The 22,929-nt window shown below is 53.8% G+C and carries 20 protein-coding genes; 12 read left to right on the plus strand and 8 right to left on the minus strand.

Translation table 11 applies throughout. The features are described 5' to 3' along the window. Positions 1-47 precede the first annotated feature (47 nt). From C8N36_RS02230 to C8N36_RS02255, 6 genes are all read left to right on the plus strand, one after another. Positions 48-1,832: a flavin monoamine oxidase family protein gene (locus tag C8N36_RS02230; RefSeq protein ID WP_097802595.1), complete on the plus strand. Its 1,785-nt coding sequence runs from the start codon at positions 48-50 to the stop codon at positions 1,830-1,832. A 24-nt stretch (positions 1,833-1,856) separates the two neighbouring features. After that, complete coding sequence (locus C8N36_RS02235) at positions 1,857-2,936, plus strand: peroxidase, FMP-type (RefSeq protein WP_097802594.1); 1,080 nt, start codon at positions 1,857-1,859, stop codon at positions 2,934-2,936. Between the two features lie 99 nt (positions 2,937-3,035). Continuing rightward, complete coding sequence (locus C8N36_RS02240) at positions 3,036-4,820, plus strand: flavin monoamine oxidase family protein (protein WP_097802593.1); 1,785 nt, start codon at positions 3,036-3,038, stop codon at positions 4,818-4,820. 3 nt (positions 4,821-4,823) lie between these two features. Beyond that, positions 4,824-6,686, plus strand: coding sequence for a thiamine pyrophosphate-binding protein (locus C8N36_RS02245; protein ID WP_097802592.1), 1,863 nt, complete (start codon positions 4,824-4,826; stop codon positions 6,684-6,686). After that, complete coding sequence (locus tag C8N36_RS02250; RefSeq protein WP_097802591.1) at positions 6,679-7,911, plus strand: hypothetical protein; 1,233 nt, start codon at positions 6,679-6,681, stop codon at positions 7,909-7,911. The genes C8N36_RS02245 and C8N36_RS02250 overlap by 8 nt, the downstream gene beginning before the upstream one ends. 3 nt (positions 7,912-7,914) lie before the next feature. After that, positions 7,915-9,348 carry a Dyp-type peroxidase gene (locus C8N36_RS02255; RefSeq protein WP_097802590.1) on the plus strand — a complete coding sequence of 478 codons (1,434 nt, stop codon included), beginning with the start codon at positions 7,915-7,917 and terminating at the stop codon, positions 9,346-9,348. 82 nt (positions 9,349-9,430) lie between these two features. Here the strand turns inward: C8N36_RS02255 and C8N36_RS02260 are convergent, their stop codons facing one another. The 5 genes from C8N36_RS02260 to C8N36_RS02280 are packed head-to-tail and all read right to left on the minus strand — an operon-like array spanning position 9,431 to position 12,936. Then, positions 9,431-10,015 carry a carboxymuconolactone decarboxylase family protein gene (locus tag C8N36_RS02260; RefSeq protein ID WP_097802589.1) on the minus strand — a complete coding sequence of 195 codons (585 nt, stop codon included), beginning with the start codon at positions 10,013-10,015 and terminating at the stop codon, positions 9,431-9,433. Between the two features lies 1 nt (position 10,016). Beyond that, a complete protein-coding gene (locus tag C8N36_RS02265; protein WP_097802588.1) occupies positions 10,017-11,072 on the minus strand; it encodes an aromatic ring-hydroxylating dioxygenase subunit alpha in 1,056 nt (351 codons plus the stop codon). Beyond that, a complete protein-coding gene (locus tag C8N36_RS02270) occupies positions 11,072-11,416 on the minus strand; it encodes a carboxymuconolactone decarboxylase family protein (protein ID WP_097802587.1) in 345 nt (114 codons plus the stop codon). The genes C8N36_RS02265 and C8N36_RS02270 overlap by 1 nt, the downstream gene beginning before the upstream one ends. An 11-nt stretch (positions 11,417-11,427) precedes the next feature. Beyond that, a complete protein-coding gene (locus C8N36_RS02275; RefSeq protein WP_097802979.1) occupies positions 11,428-12,186 on the minus strand; it encodes an amino acid ABC transporter permease in 759 nt (252 codons plus the stop codon). Between the two features lie 9 nt (positions 12,187-12,195). Then, positions 12,196-12,936: an amino acid ABC transporter ATP-binding protein gene (locus C8N36_RS02280; RefSeq protein WP_097802586.1), complete on the minus strand. Its 741-nt coding sequence runs from the start codon at positions 12,934-12,936 to the stop codon at positions 12,196-12,198. Positions 12,937-13,061: 125 nt separating this feature from the next. On the opposite strand from C8N36_RS02280, the gene C8N36_RS02285 reads away from it, so the two are divergent. Next, on the plus strand, positions 13,062-13,832 hold the full coding sequence (locus tag C8N36_RS02285; RefSeq protein ID WP_097802585.1) for a transporter substrate-binding domain-containing protein: 771 nt from the start codon (positions 13,062-13,064) through the stop codon (positions 13,830-13,832). Positions 13,833-13,904: 72 nt separating this feature from the next. On the opposite strand, the gene C8N36_RS02290 is transcribed toward C8N36_RS02285, so the two are convergent. Then, a complete protein-coding gene (locus C8N36_RS02290) occupies positions 13,905-14,513 on the minus strand; it encodes a helix-turn-helix domain-containing protein (RefSeq protein WP_097802584.1) in 609 nt (202 codons plus the stop codon). 61 nt (positions 14,514-14,574) lie between these two features. On the opposite strand from C8N36_RS02290, the gene C8N36_RS02295 reads away from it, so the two are divergent. Then, a complete protein-coding gene (locus C8N36_RS02295) occupies positions 14,575-15,327 on the plus strand; it encodes a creatininase family protein (protein WP_097802583.1) in 753 nt (250 codons plus the stop codon). Here C8N36_RS02295 and C8N36_RS02300 read toward each other — a convergent pair. Then, positions 15,324-16,409 carry a hypothetical protein gene (locus tag C8N36_RS02300; RefSeq protein WP_097802582.1) on the minus strand — a complete coding sequence of 362 codons (1,086 nt, stop codon included), beginning with the start codon at positions 16,407-16,409 and terminating at the stop codon, positions 15,324-15,326. The genes C8N36_RS02295 and C8N36_RS02300 overlap by 4 nt on opposite strands. Positions 16,410-16,753: 344 nt before the next feature. Here C8N36_RS02300 and C8N36_RS02305 point away from each other — a divergent pair, with 344 nt between their 5' ends. The 4 genes from C8N36_RS02305 to C8N36_RS02320 all read left to right on the plus strand — a co-directional run bounded on the left by C8N36_RS02305 (position 16,754) and on the right by C8N36_RS02320 (position 21,459). After that, positions 16,754-16,951 carry a hypothetical protein gene (locus C8N36_RS02305; RefSeq protein WP_110767757.1) on the plus strand — a complete coding sequence of 66 codons (198 nt, stop codon included), beginning with the start codon at positions 16,754-16,756 and terminating at the stop codon, positions 16,949-16,951. Between the two features lie 8 nt (positions 16,952-16,959). Then, positions 16,960-17,385 (plus strand): hypothetical protein, encoded by a 426-nt coding sequence (locus tag C8N36_RS02310; RefSeq protein WP_141467907.1) that lies wholly within the window; start codon positions 16,960-16,962, stop codon positions 17,383-17,385. A gap of 316 nt (positions 17,386-17,701) precedes the next feature. Further along, the gene (locus C8N36_RS02315; RefSeq protein ID WP_097802580.1) at positions 17,702-18,835 is read left to right on the plus strand and encodes a metallophosphoesterase family protein; all 1,134 of its coding nucleotides are present in this window, start codon (positions 17,702-17,704) and stop codon (positions 18,833-18,835) included. Next, entirely contained in the window at positions 18,832-21,459 is a 2,628-nt protein-coding gene (locus tag C8N36_RS02320; RefSeq protein ID WP_097802579.1) for an AAA family ATPase, read from the plus strand. The genes C8N36_RS02315 and C8N36_RS02320 overlap by 4 nt, the downstream gene beginning before the upstream one ends. A 542-nt stretch (positions 21,460-22,001) precedes the next feature. On the opposite strand, the gene C8N36_RS02325 is transcribed toward C8N36_RS02320, so the two are convergent. Further along, a complete protein-coding gene (locus C8N36_RS02325; protein ID WP_097802577.1) occupies positions 22,002-22,781 on the minus strand; it encodes a VCBS domain-containing protein in 780 nt (259 codons plus the stop codon). Between the last annotated feature and the right edge of the window lie 148 nt (positions 22,782-22,929).

The raw sequence follows: 22,929 nt of genomic DNA on the forward strand, positions 1-22,929 counted from the left end.
TGGAATTCAAAATTGCGGAGCAAACCATATTTACGCGGAGAGCGACCATGGCACAGAACTACTCAATTTTCGGCGCTGGACCCGGAGGGCTTTATACGGCTTGGCGACTTTTGACCGGGGGGAAGCTGGGGGCTGGTGACACGGTCAATTTGTATGAATGGGGAACTTATGATTTCGAAGGAACCGGTGAGAGCCGTCAACCTGCTGGCCGTATCTGCTCACATCATTTTCAAGACGATCTGAGCGCGTCTTATATCGAAATCGGAGGAATGCGGTTCATTGAATGGGATGGCGACCAATACGAATCTGATGGTGAAACCCCCGCAAAGGGCCATCGTTTGGTGACAACAGCAATTCAAAAGGTAGGGTTGAGCGGCGACGTCGTCGACTTTTTGACAACGGACAACCCGCTATACTATCTGCGCGGTCAGCATTTCTACGAAAGTGATCTTGGGTCGGGGCCGGGCAAAGTCCTTGCTCCCTATAATACGCCGGGAAACAATGCGGCCCCGTCTACGACACTCACGTCCAATATCTCTGATCTCATAACGGGCAGCAATCCGCTTGTTACGCGCACGGAACAATGCGCTTTTTATGGCAGCGGAACACTGCCCGACAGTTTCAATTCATTTGTCTATCGGGGTGGCGAAATAGCAAGCAATGTTGGCTATTGGAACGTCTTTTACGATCAGGCCGGAAACGAAGGATTCAACTACGCCGCAGACGCCGGGGGCTATAATTCCAATGTAATCAACTGGAACGCTGCCAATGCCGCGATCTACAACGGCGAGTTCGCCCCAGGTGGCGCGTTCAAAACGATTTCGGGCGGATACTCGCGATTGTTTTCAGAACTGTTCAACAAGGCCGTCGAAGCGGCTGCGTCTAACGGGGTTGCGTTCACCCTGCGCCAAGGCACAAGATTGCATTCCATTTGGTCAGAAGGAGGGGTCGCTCACTTTCGTCTGGCCAGCGCGGCGGATCCAAACAAAGCCGGCTCCGATACCCTCACAACAGACGTCGCTTTTCTTGCAATGCCACCGGAATCTGTAGAACTGGTCGCACAGGCCACTCGGTACGAAACTGTCTCGGGGCGCACAGACTTCTTGAACAACACTAAAGTCTCCAACTACCTAGAAGCCGTGATGGAGCAACCCTCTTATAAGGTTGCGATGTTCTTTGACACGCCGTGGTGGGAAGAAACCACCTATCCACCAAAACTCGAATCCAATGGTGACACCCAAAGCGTCTTTGGCCCGACGATTACCGATCTCCCGCTGCGTCAGGTCTATTATTTCGGCAATAACGCACAAGACAGCCATACCGGTGCCCCTGTTTATGGGGTGCTTGCGTCCTATGATGATGAACGCTTTGTCGGCTTCTGGCGAGGTTTGGAATTACCAATAGACGAGCGCCGTGTCACCGCAGTTTCGCGTGATTTACAACCTTTGGAAGGTGGCCGCAAAGCGACCCTCGAGATGGAGCGCATGTTACTGCTTCAGCTTGCGAAACTTCACTATGGTGACGCAAACGCTGCCCATTCAATACCAGCCCCAAGGGCGACAGCCTTCATGGATTGGGGGTTGAATCCATTTGGCGCTGGCTACCATGCTTGGGCCCCGCACTACGATATTTGTGACGTGATGCAGACATTGCGCGCTCCGGCAAATCTGGCAGGTGACGACAAATCCCAAGTCTACCTCATCGGCTCGGCTTTTTCCAACGATCAGGCCTGGGTCGAGGGCGCATTTTGCACTGCAGAATCCGTTCTCGTCGATTTCTTGGGACTGGACCCGATCATCGACACCTCAGTCTACAAACTCATCTGCGGATAGCATTTCAAAAAAGGCACTTCAAAAATGGTAGATCTTCCACCGAAATATACACCAGAAGTTTTGAACAAACCCGCCGAATATGGCTGCCTGTCAAAGTTGGAAGGCACGTGGGTCAACCACAATCCAACCAATGATGGCACCCGTTGGGGGCTTCATACGACCTGCATGCCGTCCCCCGGCTCAAACTCGGAAACGATCCCCGGAAAGTTCCATTTTCTGTGCGAGAATTACACTGAGGAACTGACGTTTTCATTGGTGCAAGGCGGTGTGCGCAATCGCGCTGGGACAAACGAACAGTTCAACGGTGCGGTTAAATATGACCAAAGCATTCAGGATTTGACCGGTCGCGGTCTGCATGAAGAAAACGGTATGTATCTGTGGCTGGACGATATTTACAATCATCCGGCGGATGATGAATCGATCAAGACCGATATAGGGTTTCCGGAAATGGCTGCTGGAGACGGTTCAAACGGACCGACTTTCGTTCCGGGGTATTCGATCTCGCGCAGCGGCACAATTCCGCACGGCAGCACAGTCCAGATGTTCGGAAAGAACTCCGAAGTGACTGACGGCACACCGCCGCCCTTTCCACATGGCACCGCTGCGTGGGATTTTGATCATCTGGCCATTTCCAAAAGCATGGGTGGCGCGGGAACAACGCCCAGCACACCGATCAATCTTGATGCCCCTGCCCCCGATTGGGTGTTCGATACGTCATTGCCCACCCAAGATCCAAGTGGAAACAAGACCTACACACAACGCATTCTGGAACACGAACTATACCCGTATTCAGTGCGGCCTGACCTGCGATTGCGCGACGCCATCGCCGGGCAAAACATCAAAGATTACACACTGATCGAGTTGAGCACCACGGAAGAAAACGGCCCCCAAGGTGGTATTTTGAACAATCCAATTGTCCAAAAATATGTGCCCGTTACTCAGATGAAACTTCGCTTGTGGATACAAACCATCGAAGAAGACGGCGAGGAGTTTATGCAGCTCCAATACGAGCAAATCCAGTTCTTCCAGTTTCACTACGGAACCGACGGCGGCACCACCCGCTGGCCGCATATTCAGATCAACACTCTTAAGAAAAAGGTCTGACCTAGCCTTGGGTGCGGCCTGACGGCCTAACCCACAGCCCGCCCCGATGATTAAGTCATCAAAAGTCACTGGTGATCTCAAAATTAGTTAGGATATTCGATGCTCAAGACTGAATTCGATCAGGTAGAGACGAAATGGACCAGTGATGTCGCTATCATCGGTGCGGGTATTTCCGGCCTCTATTGCGCATGGCGATTGTTGGAAGCCGATCCAACCGTAACGGTCACGCTTGTTGAGCGATTGGATCGAACGGGCGGCCGGTTGGACAGTGATATAATAGAAGTCACGCCGGGAGAATTTGTCCGCGAAGAAGAAGGCGGAATGCGATTCAATTTCGGCATGACCGAATTGATGACGCTGAACGCTGCGCTTGGTCTTTGTGACGAGATCGTGCAATTTCCGATGGGAACGCCGGACAATCCGAACCGGTTCGCGCTGCGCGGGCATAGCTTTACGCTGCAAGATGCCGCCGACAGTGATCAAATGATCTGGAGCCAGATCTATAACCTCAAGTCCGAAGAAATCGGCCTCAGCCCCACAGACTTGGTCACTACCGCCTACCGCAATGTGCTCTATGCAAACGGTTTGGATTACAAACCCGGCATCAGCCCCGATGATTGGACCAAATTCCGCGAGACCTGCACGTGGAAAGGGAAAACCATGAATGATTGGCAGATGTGGGGGTTGCTGCGGGATATGGGTTATTCGGAGGAGTGCATTCAGATGCTCTCGGAAACCATCGGGTTTACCGGGCCTTTCAAGTCGATGGCCAATGCAGGCGATGCGTTCCAGATCCTTGCCGATTTCCCGAAAGATCCACAGTATTTCACCTTCGAACGCGGCTTTGCCACGCTTCCCAATGCCATTGCGAAGCGGTTGGAGCACGACCACAGCAACCGCGTTCGGATCGTTCTCAGCGCCAATGTTGACCAGATCACACGCGATGGGGATGGTGGGTTCGAATTGGAGATTACCAAGGCGGAACAGCGGGTAAATGCACGCCCTGTTATGTTGGGCAAATCCTCTGCCAAAACCTTGTGCGCCCGACAAGTTGTGATGGCCGTCGCCTCGCAAGGCGCACAGGATTTGTTCAATCGCTCACCTGCGCTGCGTGACACGCCGGAGTCAGAGAAACTCTGGGATGCTCTTTATGCTTCTTTGGGTATGAAGCTGATGAAAATAAACCTCTATTTCACCCGTCCTTGGTGGCATGATACGATGACTGGGCGCGATGCGGTTGGTTTTGGCCCCAACTTTTCGAACTTGCCGATCAATGCCGTCTATCCGTTTTACGCATTGCCCAAAGACAACGCAGAAAGCGTGTCCGAGCTGCCCGAAATCCGTGACGATGCGCCAGCCGCGCTGACGATCTATTGCGATTTTGACAACACCAACTTTTGGCACGGTCTGCAAAACGTCGGCGACATGTTCACGTCTGACTTACAGACACGCGAAAACGATAAAACACCGCAAGTTCTATACCCCGCATCTGAATTGGTTGTCGCTGAAGCCCGCAAGCAAATGGCGCAGCTGTTTGGGACAAACAACGTGCCTGAACCTGTCTTGACCAGCTACCGTCTTTGGGATGGTCAGGAAGACTTCGAATTCGCCTATCACCAGTGGCGCCTCAGTGTCAAAGACAGCGAAACCCGTGCCTATCTCTCAAATCCATTGGACGGGGTCTATGTGTGTAACGAAGCGTTTTCGGACATGCACGGCTGGGTGAACGGGTCACTGCGATCCGCCAATCTTGCGCTGGCCAAGATCGGTCAGGTGATGTTTGGTCAAGGGATTGAACCGCTTGCCAACAAAGCCTGTCCACAGCCGGCGACAAAAGCCAAAGACAGCTCTGCCGCGCGCGTCACCGGTTTGTGGGGAGGGTAAAACATGCTTCTTCACCTTCACGGCCATTCATCCCCGCCCAAAGAACGACCATCAACGTCCGCCTCGGAAACGGTCGCTTCCTACCTCAACAAGAGACTGGCGGAAATCGGCGTCGGGCATGTCTTTGCGATCCCCGGTGATTATATCGCTGAATATGTCGCAACGCTGGACGAACCGGATCAAAACGCAGGACTGAAACGCATTCATCCCAGTAACGAAATCACAGCTGTCTATTCGGCTGACGGCTACGCGCGGTCTTGTAAGGGGCGCGTGGGATGCGTTGCCTTCACATATGGCGTGGGCGCATTAAATGCCGTGCAGGCCGTAGGTGGCGCATATGTCGAGCGCGTGCCGATGGTCATTATCAACGGCAGCCCTTCGGTTGCCCAGTTCAACTCCGAACGTGATCAAGGCGTTTTGTACCATCATATGCTTGACGGATCGCACTCGGATTACCGCATTCTGGGGGAAGTCACTGAAATAGCCGTTCAGATCAACAATCCCGCCAATGCCCCCGAACAGATCGACACAGCCTTGCGCACCTGCATCACCGCAAGCCGCCCGGTCTATATCGAGATTTCAAATGGCATCAGCGAAATGGCATGTCGTTCAGTTCCAGATGCGCCGTTAAAAGCCGCTCCGATCCCAACGCCTGCTGGCTCTCTCGAGGATGCTTGCGCTGCGGTTTTGACCCATATGCGCAGGTCAAAACGCTTGGTTTTTATGGCGGGCAGCGAGATTTCTCGCGCTGGAGCAGAGGAGGATTTTGCCAAACTCTGCCGACTGGCGGATGCGCCTTATGTAACCAGCGGATTGGGTAAAAGCGTGCTGGCAGAAAATCGCAGCGATGTCCGTTTTGGCGGCACCTATATCGGGAAATCAAGTCAGAAGAACGTCCAGGATTTGGTCTCTTCTGCGGATTGCTTTGTTGCCATCGGGGTGCAAGACACCGACTTTAATTACCTTGGGATCGTCACACCTGACTATAATCCAAATGCACCAGACGCCTTTCCCGGCCCTACTCATATCCAAGCGCGAAGTGGCGCGGTTTTGGTGGGTCGCGGGCTTGCCTATTGGGGCAACATCGAGATGCCCGATTTAATTGCGGCATTGATCACGAAACTCGAAGGCACAGGTTTACCCAACGCGCCTTTTCCGGGTCTTGAGGGGACACCGTGGGACATTCCGCCGACATCCGCGTTTCCCAGCGAAAATGGCCCAACCTGGGACAGCTTTAAATCCCATCTGGTGCATGATTTCCTCAATCATTGTGATGCAGACGACTATCCAACAATCGTCGCGGATTCCGGTTTTTCCTTTGTTGCACTGACAAATGTGAAATCGGCTGAACGCGGCTATGTTGCCCAATTGGCTTGGGCCGCAATTGGCTATGGCACGGGGGCCTCTGCTGGGGTTGCCTTGGCGCAGTCCACAACCGAAAATCCGCGCCGTGTCGTCACTGTCGCCGGCGACGCCGCCTTTGCCGAAACGGTGAACGCGATTGGCCTTGTGGCACAGCTTGGCCAAAACAACGTGATCTTTGTGATGGACAACCGTGTTTATGCGGTTGAGCAATGGCTCCTAAATGCCAATGCGTTTTGCCCCGGCCCCAATGCGCCACCATTTGTCCCCCTAACCGACATTCCGCAGGGCCATATTTGGGACTACGTCAAAATCGCCGAAGGGTTTGGCGGTGTCGGGCATCTTGTGACAACCAACGCCGAACTGCAAGATGTGCTGAGACGTTTGGACAAACCACCAATCAATCCAACGACATCACAGCCGACCTTCACACTTGTTGCTGTGCGGATCCCCGCCAAGGATTTACCCGACACAACCAGATGGAAATTGAATTGCGATGCATAATAAATTTACAATCGTCACCCCAATCCAAGGCGGGCAGCAGGGCAAGGTTCAAGCTCTTTTAAAGCCGTGTCCCTATGTCTGCGCCGAAACGCCGGACGATCCCTTCGGGTTCGCTCGGATCGAGACACTGCATTTCGCAAGTCTCAGCACCTTTGATGATCTTGAAAATGGCTGGTCACTGGTTTTTGAGCACAATATCGACGGGTCTATCGAGGATCACATTGATAACGTGTTGACCGTGGCCGAGACGTTGGATGGCGGGGCGTTCTTGCTTGATCTGTACAGCAATAGCGCGCAGTTTAAGGCCCACACTTTGGATGGCTTGCGCGACTACATGCTGGCCCATGTTATCAAACCGCAAGCGGGTTTCATTTCAGCCGTTGGGATGACACGCGATCAAATCAGGTTGGACGCGCGGGTTTACGAAGTTGTCGATGAAGAGCTTGGCAGCGGTGCCCCGCCTGCGACCTCGGATGCGGCGGCGGCAAGGGTATTAAAAGCTTTGGACACGGATCCACAGACCAAGGGCTGGGACGGTGTTGCTGACCCGGGCACGAAACTTCCGATCATCCCCAAAATCCTGTCGATCCTTGCTGCTCTTTTTCATGGGATTGCTTTCTTAGTGCTCGTTCTGGTCAATCTGGTCCGCGAACGCACCGCAGATCAAGACAGCGCCCGCCCAGACCCTGATCTGCGCCGCTCTCTTGAAAAGAACGAAGATCTGATCTCGACCAATCATATGATCAGCGTTGTCTACGTGCATACGGACGCAGGGCGGCAGCTTGCCAAACGGGCTGGATTTGGGTTGATCCGCAATCTGGTCACCCTAATCTTTCGCAACAGTTTTCTGGGGGAAATCAATACCATCCATTTCGCACATTGGTCGTACACCAAGGACAACAGACGGTTGATTTTTGTCAGCAATTACGACGGAAGCTGGCGCAGTTACCTTGATGATTTCACCCTCAAGGCCAGCAATGGCCTTAACTTGGCATGGGCGCATTCTATCGGTTTTCCAAAGACTTGGGCCATGCTCTGGGGCGGGGCCTCCAAGGGACCTGAATTTATAGACTATGCCCGCCGGTCGATGGTGCCGACGCTTGTCTGGTACCACGCCTACCCGTCTGTCAGTGTCACGAACATTGCGCGAAATCGAAAACTGCGCGCTGCCCTGATCAAATCCAAAAACGGCGCCAAAGACACCTCATGGCTGGAGATTGTATAACTCATGACTGAAACTGATCTCACCTCCAGCCCGGACATTCAGGGCATCTTTTTTCGCGGCTATGTCAAACTGGATCAAGCCGCCTATGGATTTTTCCGAGTTACCGATCGCGCGCTGTTTCAAGATTGGCTTTCGGGGATGCTCAAAGAGGGTGCAATAACATCTGCAAAAGACAAACAACCTGCCGACAATGTCGTCAACAGAATGAACATCGCATTTACCTCTGCCGGAATGAGCACACTTTTGGCCGCAGGATATATCGCGGAAAGCTATGACCATTCTTTTGCGGCAGGCATGGTCGTACCTGAACGCAGCAGAATTCTAGGCGACACAGAGGCCAACGATCCCAAAAATTGGGATTGGGGCGCCAAGCAGGATGAAATCCACGGCGTTTTAATGTCTTTTGCGACCAGCAAAGACATTGCCGAAGAACGCCTTTTGGCGGCTTTGTGTCAGGTGAATGGGGCCGATTGTGTTCACCGCACATTTGGACATCTAGAAGACGACAATCGCGAACCGTTTGGGTTCAAAGACGGGGTTTCTCAACCGATCATCAAAGGCACCAAACGCGCCAAGAAGGTAGCACGCGAAAACCCCGATGAGGCGAGAGTAAGCATTGTCGAAGCAGGCGAACTGATCATGGGGTATCCGGATGGAACCGGTGAAATTCCAAGATCCCCGGCCACCAGTGCCGGACTGGACCCGGATGGAATCCTGGATACACACCCGGAATGGAAAGACCGCCGCGATCTTGGTAAGAATGGCAGCTACCTCGTATTCCGGCAACTGGCGCAAGACACCGTTGGCTTTTGGGATTACCTCAGCGAAACCGCGTCGGGTGAAGATGGTGACACAGCCCTGGAACTGGCTGAAAAAATGATTGGCCGCCGTAAAGATGGCGAGGCCATGGAGCAAGATCCTGCGAAAAAACCGCGTGACAACAACAGCTTCGACTTTTCAAAAGACAGGGCTGGTTTGCAGTGTCCGATTGGTTCGCATGTGCGGCGCAGCAACAACAGAGCGGTGAACATTAAAAGCGAAAAGCTCTCTCTTGATGTTACAATGCGTCATCGCATTTTGCGCCGCGCACGCATCTTTGACGATGACAATGGTCAGACAGGTCTGCAATTCATGTGCTTTAACGCGTCCATTGTACGACAGTTTGAATTCGTTCAATCGGCTTGGTGCAATAATTCGTTCTTTCAGGGGCTTCAAAAAGAAGTTGATCCAATCGTGGGCACGCACCGCCCTGCAAAACTCGGCGCGCCCGAGATCGACCGGTACACAATTCCTCAAGAACCGTACCGAAAAGTTCTGAAAAAAGTACCGCAGTTTGTGACCGTAAAGGGCGGTGCCTATTTCTTTTTGCCAAGTCTGAAAGCGCTTCAGTTCATTTCGCAAACCGTCAAGGCAAACGCAGACAAACCGGCACTCTGATAAGCGCGACACCACCTACCTTGTGCGGTTCGCCCGCACAAGGATTGCCTGCAAAAACGTCATCAGATCGATCTTGCAAAGGTTACTCTTCGTCGCCTTTGTAGTAACCGATTTGATCTCCGTCGGTGGTACACCCAAGTCCATTGAGCAACCGGTTTGAGTAGTTGAAATAAGCGCAGACCTGATTGACCTCCAGTATTTCCCCATCGTCACAGCCTGCAATTTTCAAGGCTTCGAAATCGGATTTGACCATTTTGCCAACCTGCGTGGTCAGTTTGCCCGCATAGCGCAGCAGCGCCAGGTCCTTTCCGTCAAACTCATCCTCCGGGCGGTGAGCCTTGAGTGCGACGAAAATCCGGTCGCTTCTGGGTTGGTCACGCAGCAAATTGCGCACATTCATGAAATGATGGGTCAACGAATAAGTGCAATCGTTCAGGATCGATGTGTAGCTGGCGACAACTTCCAAAAACCCAAACGGCAACATGTTATCGTCTGAATGCAAAACCGACCGGTATAGCGTAACATGTCCATTCATCGTTTCGGGGCGCAGCGAATGTACCCGCATAACCGTATCTACGGTGCCATGCGGGGTGCGGGCGTGATCCAGCAAGTCCTTTAGTCGCCCATGCGCATCGGCGTCGGTTATCATCTTGATCCAAGCAGACATGTCAGCTTCCTTCAACTTCGGTGGCAATCGATTTTGCCACCCGGTTTCTGAACCGCATGGCCCCGGCATCAAGTCCAAGATTCAAGTACCCGCCTTTGCGTTTGGCCATGCCCGTCTGGACGGCTTCCAAGACGTCTTTGTCTTCTAGAAAGGCCATGGTAGCCCCTTCGAACATCCGTTGCGACAGGGCTGCATCATCTGCACGCATATTGCGGTGCTGGAACCAGAAATACATGGTTGTGTCAGCGTCAATTGGCGTGATGAAGTTATATGAAATATTGATAAACGCATTTTCTGATAGCGGCTTATCGATCCCACCTTCCCCTTTTGGTGTGTAAACCGACATGTTGACGGCCGTTGCCGGTAGACGGCATTCATAGTGCTGTTTTCGGTCGCAGGTCGGGCCAAACGGCAGCATGTCTTTGTAGTATGGCGGCGCTTGTTCATCCAGAACCCAGCGGGACACGATCACACCATCAGCCGTTTCCTCAAGGTCCAGAGGACGGTTGTCAGTGCCCGCGCCAGCAAAAGACGTCAGATGCACCCAAGCGACGTGGCTTGGATCAAGCAGATTGTCGATGATATAAAGGTAATGCGCCTTCATCGACATGGCCCCCTTTGGCGTCTTACCCCAGCTTTTGTCATCAAAATGTGGGATGTCGATAATCGTATTTGGGTCTGCTTTTTGCGGCTCTCCCATCCAAAGCCACAAAAAGCCCCAACGGTCCCGGGCTGGATAGGAATGCACCGCCGCGCGCCGTGGCGGGTTGTCCAATTGTGTGGGCGCAATCACGCATTCGCCACTGCAATCAAAGGTCAGCCCATGATAACCACAGACCACATTATCACCTTCAACGGTGCCCTTCGACAATGGCAGTTTTCGATGCGGGCAGGCATCTTCCAACGCAATCGCTTTGCCCAAGGTGTCGCGGAAGATGACGATCTCCTGCTCTAACAAGACAGCGGCAGTCAGCGTTCGGTCAAAATCTTCGCTGCGCCCCGCCACGTACCAACAGTTCCGAATATATCCGTCTGACCCAGCAAGATCGGGGCGCATCACGCGGTCTTTTCTGAAAAAATATCAAAGGCTTTTAGGGCTTTGGCGCTAAAAGCATACGACGGGCCACCGCCCATATAGGTTGCCATGGCCAAGGCTTCGCAAAACTCTTCTCTGGTGGTTTTCAATCGCACCAGAGATCGGACGTGAAAGCCGATGCAACTGTCGCAGCGTGTGGCAATTGCAATGCCAAGTGCCATGAATTCCTTGGTCTTCTCTGACAAGGCCCCTTCGGCTTTGGCCGCCTGCCCCATCATCCCAAAACCCTTGACCGTTTGCGGCACTTCCTTGGAAAAGGTTGCGATGCTGGCTTCGGTCTCGGCCATAAAATCATTCCAGTCCATGTCGGTGCTCCTTAGTGACGTTCATCAGACCCCATGCGGCGCTCAAGCCAGCGCACCCCGGCGCTGATAATAAGCACAAGCACAAGGTATTCGACGATCAGTAGTGAATAGAGTTCAAGCGGCCGGTATTCCGTCACCACCAGCTCATTGGCGCGGCGGGTCAGCTCTTGCATTCCAATGACAGAGGCAAAGGCGCTCATCTTGACGATATAGATAAACTGGTTGGCCAAAGGCGGCAAAATTCGGCGGATGGCTTGTGGCAAGATCACATATCGCATGGTCTGGTAGTAGTTCAGGCCAATGGTTTGAGCGGCCTCTTTTTGCCCCTTTGCAATGGATTGAATGCCCGAGCGGTAGATCTCTGCGGTGAAGGCGCTGTCTGATACCGCAAGTGTAATCACCGCCCCCCAAAAGGGATCAATCGGGATATCCAGCCCCATAGATTTGAAGACAATCGGCAATCCGTAAAAGACCCAAAACAGCATCGGCAACAGCGGGATGGAACGGATGAATTCGACATAGACGCGATTGACAATCCGCCAGCCGCGTTTGCTTGATTGCCCGGGCAAAGCCACGATCAGCCCCACAATAATGGAAATCGCCGCCGCGATCACCGAAATCAAAATTGTGTTGCCCATGCCAGAAACGAGAAATTTGATATTGATCCAGCCACTTTTGGTGGTGGGATCAATCACGTACCATCCCCAGTTTCCGGAGGACGAACATCCCGCTACACCCAACAACAAAAGAAGCGCAAAAATCGGTTTCATCATTGGCCCCTAATGCTGCAAGATTTGGCTTAGAAACGTGCGGCAACGTTCCGTTTGAGGGTTTGCAAAAAAGGCCTGAGGGTCGGACTGTTCGACAATTTCACCCTGATCCATAAACACCATTTTGTCAGCGACCTTGCGGGCAAATCCCATCTCATGGGTGACGACGACCATGGTCATACCGTCCTGAGCCAGTTCCACCATGACATCCAGCACCTCTGAAATCATTTCGGGATCAAGCGCAGACGTTGGTTCGTCAAACAGCAAAACTTTGGGTTCCATACATAAAGAACGGGCAATGGCGACCCGCTGCTGCTGCCCGCCCGAAAGCTGACTGGGCAGTTTATCAGCCTGATCGGGTATCCGGACACGTTCAAGGTAATGGCGCGCTCTTTCCACGGCTTTTGAACGTTCCAACCCGCGCGCTTTGATCGGGCCAAGGGTTAGGTTTTCCAACACGCTAAGGTGCGGGAACAGGTTGAACTGCTGAAATACCATACCGATTTCGCCCTGGATCGAGGCAACGGATTTGGGGTCATTTGTCAGTTCAGCGCCGTTAAACCGAATGGTGCCTTTTTGATGTTCCTCCAACCGGTTGATGCTCCGCACCACCGTCGATTTGCCAGAGCCCGAGGGGCCACAAATCACAACTTTTTCACCTGCACCAACAGTCATGTTGATGTTTTTAAGAACGTGAAAGTCTCCAAACCACTTATTGACATCGACAAGTTCGATCATAGCGTCGGTCATGGATCATCCCTACGATGTCTACTGTGGGTAAAGATATTTCTTGTTAGTTTATTTGATATTTGCGCCTTATCAAGCCAAGATACCGTTCAAGCAACGAAAAGACAGCTTACCAACAGGAGAGATCAATGAAGAACCTCATGAAAGTGGCGGCGGCGGCTTTGCTTAGCTTTTCGCTCGCAGGAACGGCGCAGGCGCAGTCAGCCTTGAATGACATCCTCAACAACGGGGTGCTCAAAGTTGGGACAACGGGCGACTGGAACCCGATGTCAGTGCGTGATCCCGCGACCAATTCCTACAAGGGTTTTGATATTGATATCATGACAGAGCTGGCCGCCGATCTCGGAGTTGAGGTTGAATTTGTGCCCACCGACTGGAAAACTCTCGTTAACGGTGTGGTTGCCGGTCAGTACCACATCACCGGATCGGCCTCTATTTCCCCGCCCCGCATGAAAGCCGCTGGTTTCTCTGAAAGCTATATCGCCGTCGAAATCATGCCTTTTACGGCCAAGGAAAACGCCGGAAAATTCGATGGCCATGATGCCATCAACCAACCGGGCGTAAAGGTCGCCACGACCCTCGGCACCACTTTTGAAAAGCTGGTGCGCGATTGGTACCCAAATGCTGACATCAAAGTGGTCGAGGCGCCAGCCCGTGGCTACCAAGAGGTTCTGGCCGGGCGTGCGGATGTGTTCATCACGTCTAACATCGAAGGCGCGACACTAGAGCAAAAGTTTGGCGTGACCCGCGTAGAAGGTGCCGAAGCGCGCTCACCTTCCCCGATAGCAATGTTGCTGCCGCAGACCGATCAGGTGTGGATCAACTATGTGAACAACTGGGTAAAACTGAAGAAAGCCAAGGGGTTCTTTGAGGCCAACAAAGCCAAGTGGGGCATCTGATTGCAAACCAATCGGTGGCAGACCCTAACGCGGGTCTGCCACCAACCTTCGCGCTTTCTAACCGCGCTTAGCTTATCGTCGAACAACCTCTGTCTGGCAGGCGACCGACAAAAACGATACTTTTTCAGTGAGCAAACGGGCAACCCCATGGGGCGTGCTTGAATCGTAAGACAGGCTGTCGCCAACCGTCATTTCCATTTCCGCCTCGCCGCATTTGTAGATCATTGTACCTTCTACAACCTGAATGAATTCCGCCCCCGGATGTTGGTACAACGGCCGTTCGGGCAAAGGCTGCTCAAGCGTGATCAAAAAGCTTTCAAGCCCGACATTGCTTGCCTTGGCCCGCCCGATCATCTTGTAGGTATGCCCAAATCCATCCCCCAACCGTTGAACGTTGATCCCCTGCCCTTTCGGGACAAACGTGACATCCGTCCGCCCGATTGTCTCGGCGAAAAAATTGACCAAGGGCACGCCCGTTCCGTCTGCCAAGGCCTCTAACGTTGCGAGTGACGCCGACATCTGCCCCCGCTCGATCTTTGAGATCATGGCGCTCGACACACCTGTTCGCTCCGACAACTCGGCTAGGGTCAGGCCCAATACACTGCGGTACATTTTGACGGCCAAACCAACAGCGACATCAAGCGCATTTTCGTTTTGATTTGACGAGGCGCGGGTTTTCATGGCCTTACTTTAGGCTCTGCCATTCAATTGTAAAACCGCAGGAAAACGCAAAGGCCCCGAAATGCTGCTAAACCTGATGACATGGCCAGAGGTCGAAACGCACCTGCGAAACCGCGTTTGTGTCATGCTGCCGATAGGATCGGTTGAACAACATGGCCCCATGGGGTTGATCGGCACGGATGTGATTTGCGCGTCAGAAGTCGCAGCGCGGGCGGGTGATCTGGCCAATGCTATCGTTGCGCCGTCGATCAGTTACACGCCAGCGCCGTTCAACACAGGCTTTCCCGGCACCGTATCCATTTCCGCCGAATTGTTGACGGCCCTTGTTCAACAGATTTGCACAGGGCTGCTGGACCAGGGGTTTATGGGGGTGTTTATCGTCAATGGCCACGGGGCCAATCTGGCACCCATTGACGCGGCGCAGCAGATGTTGCCCAAAGGCTCTGTCACCGTCAAAAGCTGGTGGGATCCTGAACCGGTGGGGCGTTTGCGCCGTGTTTTGTACGGAGACTGGGAGGGCATGCATGCCACTCCGTCCGAGGTCGCAATCACCCAAACGCTTTATGGGGCCAAGCCATTGGCAGAGGCATCGCACCCACCCGAACCGCTATCGGCGCAATATATCCGCGACCATAGTGGTGACCGGCACGGCCCACCAAAAGAACACCGCGAGACATTTCCTGATGGCCGGGTTGGGTCCCATTCCGCCTTGGCCTCACCAGAGCATGGCCAAAAGTTTCTAGACCTGTCCAGCATGGCCATCGCAGAGGAGTTTCAGGCGTTTTCAAGGGCTAGACGGACCGCCACGGCCTAGACATCTCCCAAACCGACGCGCCGGTCGGGCCTTGCGAAAACGCCCTTGGCGCAGCCATATCGATTCAGGATTTCGGGGCCCTCTGGCAAAAGCTCTGCGACAAAGACACCGTCTTGCCATAGCGCGACACCGTCGATTTCGATGGTCGGATCAAACACGTTCCAAGATATTTCACCGGGCGCATAGGCCCCGCATGTATGGAAATGTAGAATGCGCGGATTCCCGAAAGCGGCACCGCCCCAGGTTTCGTAGTTTTGAGAGAGGTCCCAGGGAAACCCGCAACCAGGATGAATACCTGCATGCCAGGAATGCACAAAATCCCTGTCAATTCCAAAAAGTGTCGAAACCCGATTGTAATGTGCATCAGCTTTGGCAACATCGGCTTTGTCACCCTCAAACCCAGTTAACCGTCCCATTTCGAAATGGGCAAAGACCTGATTGTTGAATTCTGCAGTGTAGTCAGGATAATAACGGGAACCGGTGCCGGTTAGAAACCCACCCAGTGCCGCCTTTCCTGAAAATTCTGCCGCCGGAACCGGCGAAAACACGGTTAACGGAAAGCGTTTGAGCGTTGTGTCATTGGCCGGAATGCACTCGAGACTGGCGTGGCCACGAATAGCGGTGCCAGCCGGGCAGCTGATAACGATCTCGTCTGAACTGGCAACAAAGCGATCAACCGCCCGTTTGAGATCAACAAACGCATCATAATGCGCCGATGCGTAAGCCGAAGCCAGCGACGCCTTGGTGAGCGTATAACTGTTGATGATGGTCAAATCGTCGGGCATTTGGGAAAACCGAAGCTGATCGCCCAGTCGTGCGAGAAAGACAACGATATCCGCGCCTGTCATTTTGCTGTGCAACTCAGGCGGAAACCCTGATGCATCGGGATCAAAACCGACGCAAACTCGCTCCACAATCAGTCCGATCCTGGCTGCTTGAGACGCCAAGCAATCGACAACTTCGGGGTCAAAAAAACCAAACTCTGGCGGTTCATAGGCAATCAAAAGCCGTTGCCCACGGCTGGCACCACCACAATGACACAGCATGTTTTGCACGCCTGTCTCCACTGATGGTTCCTTCATTTGGCTCTCCCGCTTTGTCGCCTGACACTATGACCTGAAAATCTCTTTGAGAGAATACAACACTTTTGGACCGGTTCAGGTGGCTGATCGGCAGTGTCTGTCTGTTTTATAATCAGCAATACCCGCCAGCGATGGAATACTTGCCGCGGTCAAAGTCGGGTTTGGGAGGTTGCGGCACGGGTCATGCTGTCTGAACCGGCGCATAATTGAACATGGATCAGATGTTTCTTTCAAAAAACGCCGGATGACATCCGAAATTAACCCGAATTAATCCAGATCAATGCCCCGTCGATGGTCGATTAGTAAAATTAGGACGTCAATCATTACATCAAAAGGAGTACGAAATGAAAAATCTAGCCATCCTCATAGCCATAACGGGCTTTCTTGCAGCTTGCGAAGGGCCAATGGGCCAAAGCAGCGCTGAAAACGTCTCGGATTCTGCAAACTCAACCGTGACGTCGGTCGATCCTGCGGACGCTGGCGATATGATCGACGAAAATCAGGACCGAGAGCAAGTCCAAGATCACGTACAGGGTCTCTAATGGGCTTGATGCGTGGTACCTTAATCGCGATTTGTGTTCTTGCCACGCCTGCGGTCGCGTTGACGCCGCCCATGCCTCAATGCGCCCGCGCGAGCCTTGCGCCCGAAGAAGTCGCCTATACCGGCTATGACTACAGTCTCGCCGGAGGCGACTTCGTCGCTTACGAGCGGCGGTTAAAGAGCGGTGGGCGTTGGGAATTCATCTATGAGCATTGCCCGAGCCGCAAACGCGTCACGGTGGTGGTCACAGGCCTTGACGAGAGCGAGAACCGGCAGCGTATGCAAGACGCAATCGCTCCGATCCTGCGCGCCGCCGAAAGCAAACGGCGCTACACATTGCACGATTTACGGCGACTTGCTCGTGAAACGGGGGCCGAAGCCGAAGTAACAACGGCCGGATACAAAAGCTGTGTCTGCGCCGAGTGGGGATATTAAAGGCGGTGCAAGCAAGGGTATTGGTTCCGCCTATTCATGGCGCGATCCAATAGCGTGTTGCGTCTCAAATGCTGCAATGGTGCACTTGGCCCGCTTCCTCGCCTCAATGTGCTCATCCCGTTTTCCAGTTCCAAAAAAAGACGGCTCCGATGCCCCCCTAGGCAGGACTTTTTGTGCTGCAACGCGCTGTTTGGACATCCTCGCGGGGCGGGCAGTGACAAGATTTCGTGCAGGCCTTGTGGCCAATACGTTGGAACCGGCTTAAAACAGGCCTTGTGCCTTGGGAACCGGGCGAAATCAGTGAAAGACGAGTGACATGACGAATTTTCGGTTTCTCCATATTTCCGACCTTCATCTTGGAAAGCCTTTTGGTCGGTTCGAGGACGAAGTGCGTTCGGATTTGCGCAATGCACGACAAGAATTGATCCCCTCGGTCATCACCGCCGCTGCACAGCACGACATTGAACACATCGTCATTGCTGGTGACACCTTTGACCAAGAAACCCCGTCTTTACGTTTGATCCGGCAAACGGTGAGCGCGATGGGAAGTGCTTCTGATCTGACTTGGTGGATCATTCCCGGCAACCACGACAGTCTGAACGCTGATCTGATCTGGCAAACCTTTGATACACACGCTGCAAACAACATTCGTGTTTTGAAAACCAACACGCCAGTCGCCATGTCCGAGGGGGTGTGGCTGTTGCCAGCACCCTGCCCTGTCCGCTCGCCGGGGTATGATCTGACCGAAGCAATGGCCACGCAGGACACACCGGATGGGGCTTTGCGCATCGGCCTTGCCCATGGCGGGGTGGTAAATTTTCGCCCCGAAGAACCAAACGCCGAAACGATCCCACTGGACCGGGCTGAAACCGCCCGATTGGATTATCTGGCGCTGGGAGACTGGCACGGAACGTTGCAAATCTCGCCCAGAACTTGGTATTCCGGCACCCCGGAACGGGATCGTTTTAAACACGCGGGTCGCGGTGTTGGCTTGCTGGTCGATGTGCCCTTTTCGGGCAATGCCCCAAAGATCGAGGAGATCGCGCTGGGCCAGTACACTTGGCATGCGCTTGAGTTGAACCTGTCTCCCGGTATGGACCCAATCAGGGCTCTGCACGGCCAGTTACCACCGGACCCAGACGGTTGGCGCGACAGCTTGATTGACCTGCGGCTTGTGGGGCACCAGCACTTGCCCGACCGTATGGCATTGCAAACGGAGCTGGCGCGGATTGCGCCGGAATTTTGCCATTTTGAGTGGGATGATCGCAATCTGCGTACAGAATACAAACCCGATGATCTGGACATGATTGCCCAAGGCGGCGCGCTACGCATCGCGGCAGACATGCTCAAGGATGAAGCCGACAACGCAGATCTGGCCCGCGACGAACGCGATGTTGCCGAAGCAGCCTTGACCCGCCTCTACAGCCTCGTGAAGGATCATGCGTCATGAAACTTCGTTCTATCCGTCTGAACAACGTGCGGCGTTTCACCGAGCCGGTTGAAATCACCGGAATTGGCCCCGGATTGAACGTTTTGTCCGCTCCGAATGAAAACGGCAAGTCGACGCTGTTCGACGCCCTTCATGCCTTGTTCTTTTTTGACGCCAAATCGTGGAAGCAAAAAGAAGCCGCAACCCTTGCCCCCCATGCTGGCGGCAATCCCGAAGTCTCGGCCGAGATTGAAGTAGACGGTGAGGTCTTCAAGATCAGCAAGACCTTTACCAAAACCGCCAGCAAAGGAGAGGTCACGGTTCACCGCGACGGTCACCTGTTCAAGCAGGCTGATGCTGCAGAAGTCTGGATTCGTGATCTGATCAAATCCCCGAAAGACGGCGGTCCTGCGGGTCTTTTGTGGGTGCGGCAGGGTCTGACCACACTACACGCCTACAAGGATGATGACACGCTGACCGCCCGTCGCGGACTGCTGTCTTCGGTCGCGGGCGAAATTGAGGATGTCACCGGCGGGCGCAAGATGGAGGCCATCCGCGCCGCCCTTAAGGCCGATCTCGAACGCTATGTTACCAAAACCGGAAAGGTCTCTTCGAATGGTCTGTTGGGCCAAGCGAGAAATGCTGTTGAGGCGCTTTCCACCGTTCAGACCCAGCTTGAAACTCAGGTCAACGGCCTGCGCACCAAACTTGCCGACCGGCGTAACCTTGTGGCGGAACAAACCGTTCTAAAAGACCCCGAGACTGTCAAACAGCAAGAGACCAAATTGCATGCGGCCAACGCAGACCTAGAAGCCGCCGAAGCACATGCGGCCAAGCACTCTGCTGCGCTGTCACACGTCGCATCAATCGAGTTGGCTTTGGAAGGAAACAGGGGCCGGTTGACATCTTTGAGAGAACGGCTCCGGGAATGTGATGACGCGTCAGAGGAAATGCGCAAAACGTCTGACGCTTTGACGGAGCACTCAAAAGGTTTGAATGCGGTGGCCCAAGAGCTGGAGCGCGCGCAAGCCCAAGAAACGGATACCCGCGCCGTTTCGACCAAAGCCCGCGCAGCACTGGATGCTGTCCTTGCGACCGAAGCGGATCGACAGGATGTTGCACGGCGCAAGGAACTGTCTGTGCGATTGAAGGATGCACAGGCGCTAACGGTCCAAGCCGCCAACGCCCGCAAATCGGTTGCGGCAGCACCGTCGCGGGCGGATATGGCCGTTCTGGAGGATGCGTGGCGCGATTATGACCTGCTTGACCGTGCCAACAATGCGTCGGCTGCGGCAATCACTTTGGACTGTGCGCCGGGCCAGACTGATCGGATCACACTGAATGACATGGCCCTGCCTCAAGGGGTGCGAACCCCGCTTCCCCAAGGCGGTACGATCAAGATCTCCGGGTTTGGGTCTATCCAGATTCACCCCGCCGAACTGGGCGAGGCCAAGGCGCTGGGCAAGGCCCGCGCGCATTTTGATCAGGCTCTCCTTGCCTTGGCATTTGACACGCTCGAGCACGCCCGAAAAGCCGCCCGAACACGCGACGAAGCCCAAGAAAACCTTGATCGATACGAGGCCCAATTGAAGATTGCGGCCCCCGAAGGTATCGATACGTTGTTGACCGAGATCGCAAGCTTGCCGGAACACGTGGCGGCTGATGATGTCGACTTGCCAAGCCGGACTGGTGCAGAAACCGCAGTGGGTCAAGCGCAAGAGGCACATCAATCGGCGCTTGTGAAACTTGAATCCGCGCAAGCCCGCCATAGGACGGTCCAAGACTCCGTTTTGAGGGCGCAAGTGACCCGGGACCATGCCCAAACACGGTCTGAGCGTGCATACGCTGCGATTGAGGACGTGGATGCCGCCAGAGCGCAGATCACCACTCTGCAAGCCACTGGCGACGACCTTCAAAACGATTTCAACCAAGCCGCCGCGGCGGTTGAAGAGCTTTCCAAAGATGCACCGGATCTTGAATTTGCCAAGGCCAGCGCAACCCGTGCGCGCGGCGTTGCCGAACAGACCAGGGCCCGGCTTCACGAGATCGACAAAGGTTTAGCCCGTCTGGAAGCCTTGATAGATCACGAAGCGGGTTTGGCCGTCGAAGAACAGCTGGCCGAAACAGAGGGACGCCTAAGTACCGCCAAAAGCCATGAGGCGGATGTTTTACGCGAACTTAAGGTGCTTCAACGTTTGGACGCGGCCTTGGCCGCCGCACAGGCCGACGCCCATGAGGCCTACATCGGTCCGATCATTCAGGAGCTGCGGCCCTTGCTGCGCATGGTCCTGCCGGGGGCAGAATTGAAACTGGATGCCGACACTGTGCTGCCGACCGGATTGGTGCGTCCGGAAGGCGAAGACAGCTACGATCAATTGTCTGGCGGCACCCAGGAACAGATTGCCCTGCTTGTGCGTCTGGCTTTTGCCCGCCTGCTTGCCAATGCCGGAACCCCTGCCCCGATCATCCTTGACGATGCAATTGTGTATACGGATGATGACCGGATTGAACGCATGTTCGACGCTTTGACAAAACAAGCCTCAGACCAGCAGATCATAGTATTGTCATGCCGCCAAAAAGTCTTTCGAGGTCTTGGAGGACAAACTCTTACCATCCAAAAAGCAGGGCCCGATCTCGCATCATAAGGCGCGAAGGGCCGGCCTTCATGCGGCCTTGTTTTTTGGACAATTTGGATCTTCCGCACCGATATGGTCTAACGCGTATGCTTTACGCGGTCAGTCAAAAGACCAACCGCGTCTGACCGGAGAGAACCGCAAGATTGGAAATCCCGCTTCACGCATGTTTGACTGTAGGTCTTTTGGCCGATCAAAAACGCGCTTTCAGTCGGGAATGCCTCAAGCGCTCTAAACCCGAGCGGATTGTTCTGCATTGGATACCAAACGCGACGAATAGTGAGTCTTTCCGAGATAACATCACCTTGGGTGACGACTACCAACTGGCTTTGCATAAGTATTTATATTTGCTTCGTATTTCCGAATATCTCGGCAAGATGGAGACATACCCGCCAACACTAAACTTAAAATATGGGACCGAAAGTCTGGAATTTTTACTAAACCAAATACCCTAGATCTTCATTGACAGAAATTTCATGCAAAGACAGTTGAGCACCTTTGATCGTCAAGCGAAGCGTATCAGTATTGGTGTCAATGACATCAAGTTGATACGCCTATGCCGCACCAGATACCACGCCAATGGCACATGTTGTACCGGAGTAGATCGACACCCATTGCCCGCCGCAGTCCAAGGCCTCAATCTCAACCACGGTCCCTAAGCTATAAATCCTTGAAGACACAAAATCGACCGTGTCAACCAAAGTGCCATTTCCTTCAAGGTCCAGCGTCATGGTGTTCACCGGGCCGGGGTAATTATTCACACTGTTTACCAAACTGAAATCAGTGCTGCTCGAAGATGCGGCCGTGTATCCATCATTCAAAAGGGTAGTCACTTCACCAAGCTGATTGGTATTGTTGATATCTCCAAACCGGGAACTAGCGTAGCAATCGGTGAACCCCCACTGGTATCGGCCTGTCATATCAACAACCGAAATGCCAACTGCAGGCGCGATGTCGTCTTGCCCGTGAACGCAAACATCAACACTGGTTTGCGTATTTCCGCCATTCCCGTCGTTCACTTCAAAGACAAAACTGTCGACTGCGGAAACACCGGAATCCTGCGCGTCAGGATCGGCGTCAGTGTTGTCAAGCTCGTAGGTCCAATTGCCATCTTCATCGACGTCACCAAACCCAGGTCTGGCAACAGGAGCATCATCGGTACCGGTTACTGTGACGGAAATAGTAGCCAGTGATATGGCCCCGTATTCTTCTAGAACCGAGTATGTCAATGTATCGACGGCAGTTTCGCCCACTGCCAGATCGTCAAAGGCGGTTCCGGAGACACATTGCACCGTTCCATCCCCGTTCAGGGGAATCGTCGCGCCGCCCGCAATGGTTGATCCAACAAGGCCACTGACAAGACGGTTCCAGTGTCGACATCGGTGTCATTGGCCGGATTGCTGCTTTGGCCGCCGATCCAGGTGCCGTCCGTTACGGCAATCAACCCGTTCGCTTCGATAAAGGCTTGTTCATTGGCCGTGG

Source organism: Pelagimonas varians, assembly GCF_003208435.1.
Classification (GTDB): domain Bacteria; phylum Pseudomonadota; class Alphaproteobacteria; order Rhodobacterales; family Rhodobacteraceae; genus Pelagimonas; species Pelagimonas varians.

Coding starts and splice junctions, on each gene's coding strand:
- C8N36_RS02295 (WP_097802583.1), top strand. CDS start 14,575: ATGCTGCTAAACCTGATGACATGGCCAGAGGTCGAAACGCACCTGCGA.
- C8N36_RS02275 (WP_097802979.1), bottom strand. CDS start 12,186: ATGAAACCGATTTTTGCGCTTCTTTTGTTGTTGGGTGTAGCGGGATGT.
- C8N36_RS02285 (WP_097802585.1), top strand. CDS start 13,062: ATGAAGAACCTCATGAAAGTGGCGGCGGCGGCTTTGCTTAGCTTTTCG.
- C8N36_RS02230 (WP_097802595.1), top strand. CDS start 48: ATGGCACAGAACTACTCAATTTTCGGCGCTGGACCCGGAGGGCTTTAT.
- C8N36_RS02320 (WP_097802579.1), top strand. CDS start 18,832: ATGAAACTTCGTTCTATCCGTCTGAACAACGTGCGGCGTTTCACCGAG.
- C8N36_RS02270 (WP_097802587.1), bottom strand. CDS start 11,416: ATGGACTGGAATGATTTTATGGCCGAGACCGAAGCCAGCATCGCAACC.
- C8N36_RS02260 (WP_097802589.1), bottom strand. CDS start 10,015: ATGTCTGCTTGGATCAAGATGATAACCGACGCCGATGCGCATGGGCGA.
- C8N36_RS02265 (WP_097802588.1), bottom strand. CDS start 11,072: ATGCGCCCCGATCTTGCTGGGTCAGACGGATATATTCGGAACTGTTGG.
- C8N36_RS02235 (WP_097802594.1), top strand. CDS start 1,857: ATGGTAGATCTTCCACCGAAATATACACCAGAAGTTTTGAACAAACCC.
- C8N36_RS02250 (WP_097802591.1), top strand. CDS start 6,679: ATGCATAATAAATTTACAATCGTCACCCCAATCCAAGGCGGGCAGCAG.
- C8N36_RS02290 (WP_097802584.1), bottom strand. CDS start 14,513: ATGAAAACCCGCGCCTCGTCAAATCAAAACGAAAATGCGCTTGATGTC.
- C8N36_RS02305 (WP_110767757.1), top strand. CDS start 16,754: ATGAAAAATCTAGCCATCCTCATAGCCATAACGGGCTTTCTTGCAGCT.
- C8N36_RS02310 (WP_141467907.1), top strand. CDS start 16,960: ATGCGTGGTACCTTAATCGCGATTTGTGTTCTTGCCACGCCTGCGGTC.
- C8N36_RS02255 (WP_097802590.1), top strand. CDS start 7,915: ATGACTGAAACTGATCTCACCTCCAGCCCGGACATTCAGGGCATCTTT.
- C8N36_RS02240 (WP_097802593.1), top strand. CDS start 3,036: ATGCTCAAGACTGAATTCGATCAGGTAGAGACGAAATGGACCAGTGAT.
- C8N36_RS02245 (WP_097802592.1), top strand. CDS start 4,824: ATGCTTCTTCACCTTCACGGCCATTCATCCCCGCCCAAAGAACGACCA.
- C8N36_RS02280 (WP_097802586.1), bottom strand. CDS start 12,936: ATGACCGACGCTATGATCGAACTTGTCGATGTCAATAAGTGGTTTGGA.
- C8N36_RS02315 (WP_097802580.1), top strand. CDS start 17,702: ATGACGAATTTTCGGTTTCTCCATATTTCCGACCTTCATCTTGGAAAG.
- C8N36_RS02300 (WP_097802582.1), bottom strand. CDS start 16,409: ATGAAGGAACCATCAGTGGAGACAGGCGTGCAAAACATGCTGTGTCAT.